3 protein-coding genes and 1 pseudogene are annotated in these 5,816 nt (G+C 73.0%); all 4 read right to left on the bottom strand.

The genetic code is table 11. The annotated features are described in order from the left end of the window. Window positions 1–127 precede the first annotated feature (127 nt). Window positions 128–379, bottom strand: coding sequence for a 3'-5' exonuclease family protein (locus BM048_RS19095; RefSeq protein ID WP_308439518.1), 252 nt, complete (start codon window positions 377–379; stop codon window positions 128–130). Window positions 380–745: 366 nt separating this feature from the next. Further along, window positions 746–1,636 carry a M28 family peptidase gene (locus BM048_RS17555; RefSeq protein WP_139224537.1) on the bottom strand — a complete coding sequence of 297 codons (891 nt, stop codon included), beginning with the start codon at window positions 1,634–1,636 and terminating at the stop codon, window positions 746–748. Window positions 1,637–1,763: 127 nt separating this feature from the next. Beyond that, window positions 1,764–2,354 (bottom strand): hypothetical protein, encoded by a 591-nt coding sequence (locus BM048_RS17550; RefSeq protein WP_139224536.1) that lies wholly within the window; start codon window positions 2,352–2,354, stop codon window positions 1,764–1,766. A gap of 2 nt (window positions 2,355–2,356) precedes the next feature. Continuing rightward, a pseudogene (locus BM048_RS17545) lies at window positions 2,357–5,816 on the bottom strand (hypothetical protein); the annotation flags it as partial.

Here is a 5,816-nt window from a genome sequence, read left to right as displayed (position 1 = left end):
CCGGCGCGGCGGATGCTCGGTGCTGCGCACCGCGCAGGCGCACGGGCATGGTGGCCGCCAAGGCGGCCACAGGTAGGTCGCGGAACCGCGGTGCTGCGCACCGCGCAGCCTCTTGGGGGTCCGGGGGCTAGGCCGGCCCGGCGGCGATGAGCTCGAGCAGCTCGAGCGCGGCTCGGCAGTCCCCCAGGGCTCGGTGCGCTGCGCCGAGGCGAGTCCCTTGGCCGCTGCCGTCCCAGGCCGCGCGCCGCTCCATCAGGCAGGCCCACTGGCCGGCCTCGGCGAGATGCTCGAGCAGGCGCCCGGTCGCGCGGGTGTGCCGCGCAATGACGCCGGCATCGAACGGTGCGTTGTAGGCGATCACCGTGCGGAAACGAGTCACGTCCAGGAGTGTCGGCAGGACCTCGGACCAGCTCGGGGCGCTCTCGAGCATTGGCGTTGGTGATCCCGTGGACGTCCTGGGCTTCGGGCTCCACGGGCACCGGCGGCCGGACGAGGGTGTCGAGCAGCGGCCGGCCGGTGGCGGGATCGAGGACTGCAAGCTCGACCACGAATCCCTCCAGGCCGGTGGTCTCGGTGTCGAGGATGACCGCCCGGTCAGGCTGCAGCATGCCGCGGGCCCACTTCGCGCTCTCGGTGAGCGCTCGAGGGTCGGTCGGCAAGATCGGGTCCGTCATGAGGTCGACGATCCCATCGGGGTCCGACACTCCCGATGCCACTGTGACCATCCCGTTATATAAGGGGTGCGTCAGCGCCGGAGCGACACGGCCAGGGCCCGGGTGGCCTCGGCGACACCGGCGAGGCGCTCGTAGTCGAGTGTGTCCGGGGTGTCGGTCGGCCGGTGGTAGTGCCCACCCCGGAAGCTCGCGGTGTCGGAGATCAGCACCGCGGGGACCTTCGCTCGCCAGAACGGGGCGTGGTCGCTGCGGTCGAGGTTCGAGGTGGCCGGCAGGAGGAACGTCACCAGCCGGCCGAGCCAGCCCTCCGGGCGCGGGTCAGCGAGCGGAACACCGACGAGCCCTGAGCTGTGCGCGGCCGCCGCTGCGCACCACTGCTCGGCGAGCGCGCGGGACGACCGACGGTGGATCACCACGGCGAAGTCGCCTCGCCGGCCGTTGGCACGGGCGTGCTTGACCACGGTGGGCATCCCGGCGCCGGCGCCGAACGGGATCTGCTGCGAGCCGACCGTGTCGGTGTAGTAGCCGACGGCGTCGAGCGCGACCATGCCGGTCGCCCCGCGCCCCGCTCGCAGCTGCTGGGCCAACGCCTTGGCGCCGAACTGGCCGATTTCCTCGAGGTCGAGCACGGCGAGGAGCACGGGCACATCGGTCGCGGAGAGCACCGTGGCCAGCTCGAGCAGGACAGCCACGCCGGAGGCGTTGTCATCCGCCCCCGGACTCGCCTGCACCGTGTCCAGGTGCGCGGCGATGACCAGCGGCGGGCGGGTGTTGTTCGCCTCGCGCTCGGCCAGCACGTTCGTGCCCAAGACGTGGGAGTGGTGCACGAACGGCCACCACATGCGCCAGCCGGTCGGGTCGTCGCTCAGGCCCCACCGCCCCGACACCTCGACGGGCTGCTCGCGGGTGACCCACCCCGCGGCCTGCAGGTGCTCGGTGACGTACTCACGAGCGGCCTGCATTCCGGCCCGAGCGTGGCGATCGCTGCGTGGCCCGACGGCGAGCGCCTCGACGTGCTGACGCAGACGCTGCGCGCTCACCACCCGGTCGGTCGAGCTCCTCGAGTCACGCACGTGGCACGTCCCTTCCTCAGCCCCGCCCGTAGGGACCGCGGATCTCGACGTCCTCGACGTCGCCGAAGTACCAGCGGTCCATGTTGTACGTCAGGTCGGAGTTGTCGCGCAGCCAGTCGATCGCGCCCTGATCGCCGCCGTCGATGTAGGCCGTGACGAACCCAGACGACAGGCTCGGGTCGTCCAGATCGAAGTTCGCGGTGCGGAACCGCGCGTAGGCCCGCTCAGGACCTTGCTGGCCGGTCACCGAGACGCGCATCCCAGTGGGCAGCCCCTTGGCCAGCAGCGTGTCCCTGATGGCCCTCTCGCGGCCCCGCTTGGTCGTGGCGGCCTGCCGCGCTCGGGTGCTCAACTTCGTCAGGAGGTCCGCTCGAGGGCGGTAGCGCTGCTGCCTGGTGGGGTCGGCGAGCCAGCGCTGCACGGTGCGCTGGGAGACGCCGAGGGACTTGGCCGCGGCCGCGGTGTCAGGCTTGGCCGGGTCGCGGCGCGAGGCGCCGTAGGCGGCGATGAGCATGCCGCGCACGTCACCGCCGGCGGTCCCCGACACATCGGCTCCGGCGCGGCCGGTGAGTGCCTGGAAGAAGCTGGAGCGGCGGTCGTCGGGCATCGTCACTCGCTCCCGTCGTCAGGGGTGCGACCGGTCAGGAGCGCCTTGCCGTCGTCGGGCCAGCTGGGCCCCTGCAGGTGGGGCAGCTGGTCGGCGAGGAGTCCGGTGCCCTCGACCTTGAACTGGCCGAGGCCGCGGCCGAGGTGCTTCGGGTCGCCGGGCCACGCCTTGATCGGGTCGGGCTCGGCGGAGGCGTACACGACGGTGTCCGTCTTGACCGCCAGCGGCCACACGCCGCTGTCCTGGCCGATCTGCACGATGCGGCGCAGCAGGTTCGCCCGGGCCTTGGCGACGATGTGGTGGCGCCGCTCGGGGTAAAACGTCGTGGTGCCCTCGGCGTGGGTGCGCGAGCCCATCATCCCGATGCTGCGGGTGTAGAGCTCCTTGAGCATCGTGCGGACGGCGGCGAGGTCGGGGTCGCTCTCGTCGTCGGTCGCGGTCCGCGCGGCGGTGATGCGCTTGTACCAGGGGTCGAGCACGCGGGCGTGCTGCTCCCAGACCCACGCCTGGCGGACCTCGAGGTCGTAGCCGAGCTCGTTGGCGAGCGTGAGCGTGGGGGTGGTCACCCAGTCGAACTCGCGGCTGCGCATCCCCTTGAACAGCGGGTGCGGGAACCGCCAGTCGTTCGAGCTGGCCGGGATCTCGACGAACCAGTACCCCGGCAGCCGCGGGTCGAACGGGCGCCCCTCGGGGAACTCGGTCGGCTCACCGACAGGCAGCTCGAGGCCGGCCACGCCGGCCAGGTGCGCGCCGCCGCGGTCGTAGGCGTGCACGTAGGTGAGCTGCGCCTCCTCCGCCATGGGCGGTCGCGCCCAGTTGAGGTCGGGGTCACCAAGAGCGAGCGCCGGCCGCGGCGGGGTGTGGACCACGAACTCGTCCTTGGCCTTCACCCGCAGCCGCTGCATCAGATCCAGGCCGGTGGCGTGCTGCGAGAGGTGGTAGCCGGTTCCCAGCACCTTGGAGAACAGCCCGAGGCGCCGCGCGACGGTCGCGGCGTCGGCATCTCCGGACCGCACCGACGGGGGCAGGAGGTCGGCGAACGTCACGTACACCGACGGCTGTCCCGCCCTCCACATCTTGGTCCAGCCCCGCAGGTCGGTACCGACCCGCTCCGCCACGCACCAGCCGTCCTCGAGCGCGGCCCGCAGCGCGGGGTGGTCGGTGTGCGCCGCGGCGAACGCGGCGCCCTTGTCCGCGCCGTCGCGGGGCAGGCCACGAGTGGTGATGCCCAGCTGCTCGGCGAGCTCCGCACCGACCACGACGACCCCGGGGTCGGCGTACCCGTGCGCTGCGCGGGACGGCTCGACGACCTGGGTGCCCAGGCGCAGCTCGTAGCCGAGCTCGGCGAGGTCGCCGAGGTGGCGGATGGGCGGCAGCGGCAGCTGGTCGCCGTTGGACAGGTGGACGCCGGCGGCGTCGACGACGGCCGCGGCCGCGGCGAACGACTGCCTGGTCGTGGCCGACGGCCGGGGGGCGCCGGCACGTACGGCGGTCCGTGTGGACGTCGGCGAGATGTCGCGGCGCGTCTCGACGGTCTCCGCCCGAGCGGCCGCGGTCGCCGGCTCGGCGGCTGCCTGCGGCTCGACGGCTGCCGCCTGCGGCTCAGGGGTCGGCTGCGGCTCGACGGCCGCGGGCTGCGGCTCGGCGGCCTCGCCTGCGATCCGAGCGAACGCCTCGTCGTCACCCCGGGCGATCGCGCCCCAGCACTCGGCGTGCACCGGCATGTTGCCCACGGCGGTCCGGGCGGGGTGGTGGCAGACGCTGCACTCGCCGGGCTCGGGCAGCAGGGTGACGGCGACGTCGGGGGACTCCACGTCGGTCTCCTCGTGGGGCTCGGGTGTGGGCGCCGGAGGTGCCGGCGTGTCAGAGACGGGTTCGGGTGCCGGCGACCCGTCGAACGGACCATCGGAGGTCGGCTGGGGCGTCGGCGGACCGCCGATCGGCGCGAGCGGCAGGGTGGGCTGCTGCGGCGTCGTGGGATCGTCCTCGTCGCCCATGAGGGCGGCCAGGTCGAGCACGGTGACCATGCGCTGAGCGGCTCGACCGGTCACGCTCGAGGACTCGCAGGCGATGGTCCGCTTCATCGTGTAGCGCCACCGCCCGGCGCCGTGGGAGTCCCACTGGGCCTTGAGCACCCCGACCTCGTGCAGGGCGCGCCGGGCGGTGCCGGCGTCCATGCTGAACGGCTCGGACAGACCTGCAGCAGAGGCCTTGATCAGGGATTCCAGGGACGTCGCGTCGAGGAGCACCTCGCCGGCGTCGGCGTTCACGTAGCCGGCGCGCAGTCCCTTGGCCTCCAGGCGACGTCGGGGGTACCCATGCTCGTCGTTCATCCCCAGGTTGACCCGCCGCCAGCCCAGGCGGATGGCCAGACCCTCGTCGGAGGGTGCGTCGTCGGTGGTGACGTCGGTCAGGTGGGCGACGCCCGAGCGCAGGGACGAGGCGATCAGCTCGCGCAGCCGCAGACCGGCGTTCAGCGGGCTGTCGGGGTCCTGGGCGGCCTCGATCGCCTCGTGCAGCCCCTGGTGCGCCCGCTGCAGCCAGTCCCGCTGCTCGGCGAGCTCGAGCGCACCGACGTCGACGAGGAAGGTCGTCATCAGCGTCCACCCGGCCCACAGGTACGCCGCGGCCTCGGCCTCCTCGCTGGTGCGTCCGGCGGCGCGCAGCGTCTCGCCGTACGTCGTGGCGGCGTCGCGCACGATCTGCCGGGCCCGCTCGAGGTCGCGGGCCGCCCAGCCGATCATCGAGGCCTGCAGGGTGGCCCGACCCAGGCGGGACTCGATGCGGTCCAGGTGCAGGATGTCGTCGAGCTGCAGCTCGTCGCGCTGCAGCGGCACGACCAGTGCCCGTCGGGCGTTGGCGCCGAACTTCGGCATGAGCTCGGAGCTGAACAGACCGCTGGCGTGCGGGACGTGGCCGGCGCGGATCCCGTCGCCGTCACGGCTCGCCCGGTCGCGCACCTCCTGGTTGAACAGCAGCTGGAGCATCTCGCCCAGGCGCACCTGCGCCGCGGTCGAGTTCCCGCCCGGGGTGACGTCGTCGAAGAACGCCACGGCGTCCTTGGCCTGGTGGGCGACCAGACGCACCGAGTTGAGCGTCGAGCCGTTCCCGGTCATGGATGCCGTCGGACGGCTGCGGTCCCACGCGGTGCCGAAGTGGTGCATCGACAACGCGCACAGGCCGGTCTTCTTCGAGCCGTTGGACCCGACGACGACGACCGAGTACGGGTTGCGCCGCACGGGGGCGACGTACGCCTGACCCAGCAGGACGGCGCCGATGCGTCCACCGAACCGGTCGACGAGCGCGGCAGAGTCCTCGAGGAAGAACCGGCGCAGCTCGTCAGCGTCCTGGGTGGGGTGCGGCAGTGCGTAGCGGGCCAGAACTCCCTGGAGCAGCTGGTGGCCACTGACCACTCCGCGCGCGGTGATCAGCCCGGTGTAGGTCACGTAGACCCACCCGTGG

Source organism: Cellulomonas marina (assembly GCF_900111925.1).
GTDB classification, from domain to species: Bacteria; Actinomycetota; Actinomycetes; order Actinomycetales; family Cellulomonadaceae; genus Cellulomonas; species Cellulomonas marina.
The sequence above is the reverse complement of the archived record's forward strand: the minus strand, read 5'-3'. Positions and strand labels throughout refer to the sequence as shown.